Origin of the sequence: Streptomyces sp. MMG1121 (assembly GCF_001280015.1) — a bacterium.
Classification (GTDB): domain Bacteria; phylum Actinomycetota; class Actinomycetes; order Streptomycetales; family Streptomycetaceae; genus Streptomyces.
The window spans coordinates 1-2,763 of the sequence record NZ_LGDV01000027.1 but is presented as its reverse complement, the minus strand read 5'-3'; the positions used below and the strand labels follow the sequence as shown (position 1 = coordinate 2,763).

General features: G+C 72.2%; 2 protein-coding genes. Both read right to left on the bottom strand.

Features of this window, described 5'->3' with window-relative positions:
• A partial coding sequence (locus tag ADK64_RS04925; RefSeq protein ID WP_420712936.1) for a type I polyketide synthase occupies nt 1–1,795 on the bottom strand: 1,795 nt, incomplete at its 3' end.
• Between the two features lie 13 nt (nt 1,796–1,808).
• The coding region (locus tag ADK64_RS04920; RefSeq protein ID WP_159046163.1) for a beta-ketoacyl reductase at nt 1,809–2,763 on the bottom strand (955 nt) is incomplete at its 5' end.

The following is a 2,763-nucleotide window of genomic DNA, read 5'->3' as shown; positions in this document are numbered from 1 at the left end:
ACACCGCATCCAAAGCAGCAGCGAACACCGGAAACACCCCGGCCAACTCCCGGCCCATCCCCAACCGCTGCGACCCCTGCCCCGAGAACAGGAAGGCCAGCGCGCCCTCCGTCACCGAACCCACTACGCTGTCCGCTTCCGGCTCGCCCTCCGCCAGGGCGTCCAGCGCCCGGCAGAACCCGGCCCGGTCCTCCGCGAAGAGGACGGCCCGACGCTCCAGGCCGGACCGCAGCGTGGCCAGCGAGTACCCGATGTCGTCGGTGGCCGCCGTGGGGTCCGCGTCCAGGAATGAGCTCAGCCCGCGCGCCTGGGCGCACAGGGCGCGGTCGTCCCTGGCCGAGATGGCCCACGGCAGCGCATGCCGCTCCGGCTGAGGGCGGTCGGCCTCGGGCGCGACGGGCGTCGAGGGCGTCAACGGCGCCTGTTCGACGATCACATGGGCATTGGTGCCGCTGATACCGAACGCCGAGACGCCCGCGCGGCGCGGGCGGCCGTCCGTCGCAGGCCAGTCCACCGGCTCCGTCAGCAGGGACACCGCGCCCGACGACCAGTCCACGTGCGGGGTCGGCTCGTCCGCGTGCAGGGTCTTCGGCAGCACGCCGTGCCGCATCGCCATAACGGTCTTGATGACTCCGGCGACACCGGCGGCGGTCTGGGTGTGGCCGATGTTCGACTTCACCGAGCCCAGCCACAGGGGCCGGTCGGCGGGTCGGTTCTGACCGTAGGCGGCCAGCAGCGCCTGCGCCTCGATCGGGTCGCCCAACGCGGTGCCCGTCCCGTGGGCCTCCACCATGTCGACGGAGTCGGCGGACAGCCGCGCGTTGGCGAGCGCCTGCCGGATCACCCGCTGCTGCGAGGTGCCGTTGGGGGCCTCCTGGTTGACCGCGCTGCCGCGCAGCACCGCCAGGACCTGGTGGCCGTTGCGCTGGGCGTCGGAGAGCCGCTCCACCAGCAGCACTCCGGCGCCCTCGCCCCACGCAGTACCGTCGGCCGCTGCCGAAAAGGCCTTGCAGCGGCCGTCCGCCGCCAGGCCCCGCTGCCTGCTGAACTCGATGAACATCGTCGGCACCGACATCACGGACACGCCCGCGACGAGGGCCATCGAGCACTCGTCCTGGCGCAGCGACTGACAGGCCAGGTGCAGCGCGACCAGCGAGGACGAGCACGCCGTGTCCACCGTGACGGCCGGGCCCTCCAGCCCGAAGGTGTACGCCACCCGCCCGGAGACGACGCTCGCCGCGCCGCCGGTGAGCAGATAGCCCTCGACGTCCTTCTCGAGCTGGGCGCCGCCGGCGCCGTAGCCCAGTTGGGCGGCGCCGACGAAGACACCGGTACGGGTGCCACGGAGCGACGCGGGGTCGATCCCGGCCCGCTCGAGCACCTCCCACGAGGTCTCCAGCAGCAGGCGCTGCTGCGGGTCCATGGCCAGCGCCTCGCGGGGCGAGATCCCGAAGAATCCGGCGTCGAAGTCGCCTACGTCACGGATGAAGCCGCCTTCGCGTACGTAACTCGAGCCCGGACGGTCGGGGTCGGGGTCGTAGAGGGCGTCCAGGTCCCAGCCGCGGTCGACCGGGAGGGCCTCCATCGCGTCGCCGCCGGCTTCGACCAGCCGCCACAGGTCCTCCGGCGACCGTACGTCGCCGGGAAACCGGCAGCTCATTGCCACGATCGCGAGGGGCTCGCCGGACATCGCGGTCAGTTGTCGGTTCTGCTGCCGAAGCCGTTCGACTTCCTTGACGGATGTCCGAAGCGCCTCGACGAGTTCGTCGTTCTGTGTGGTCATTACGCGCTCCACGTGTCGAGTGCCGTCAGGACTGGGTCTGCTGCAACGCCAGCGCGATGAGGCTCTGGGTGTCCATGGTGTCGATCTGTTCCTGCTGTTCCGGGGTGTCCGCCGGTGCGCCGTCCCGGCCGTCGGCGGCCGCTCCGGCGGCGGTGTCCGCGTGCAGGCCCGCGAGGTCCAGCAGCGCGTCCATCAGCCCGGCTTCGCGCAGGCGCGTCAGTGGGATGTCCGCCAGCGCCTGCCGGACCCGCAGCTCGGCCGCGTCGAGGCCGGTCTGCTCCTCGGCGTCCGGCACGAGCTGGGTGAGGAGATGGCCGGTGAGCGCGGCCGGGGTCGGGTGGTCGAAGACGACCGTGACGGGGAGGCGCAGGCCGGTGGCGGCGGTGAGGCGGTTGCGCAGTTCCACGGCGGTGAGCGAGTCGAAGCCCAGCTCCTTGAACGCGCGGTTCGCCTGGACGGCGTCGGACGAGGCGTGCCCCAGGACGGTGGCCACGTTCCCCCGGACCAGGTCCATCAGCATGCTGCGCTGTTCGCCGACCGAGAGCCCGGCCATCCGGCGGGTCAGCCCCGACTCGTCGTCGGTGCCGGCGGAAGCCCCCAGGACCCTGCGGCCCGGTGTTCGCACCAGGCCCCGCAGCAGCGGGGGCAACAGGTCGGCACCCGCCTGGAGTTCGCGCATGTTCAGCCGGATCGGGAGCAGCAGGGCGCGTTCGGCGGCAAGTGCGGCGTCGAACAGGGCCAGGCCCTCTTCGTTGGACAGACCGGTGACGCCCGAACCGCTCATGCGGTGGAGGTCGGCGTCCGCCAGGTGTCCCGTCATTCCGCTGCGCTCGGTCCAGAAGCCCCACGCCAACGACTGGGCCGGCAGCCCCTGGGCACGGCGGTGCTGCGCGAGCGCGTCCAGGAATCCGTTCGCCGCCGCATAATTGCCCTGCCCAGGACCACCAAGCGTGGCAGCAGCCGAAGAGAACAGCACAAAC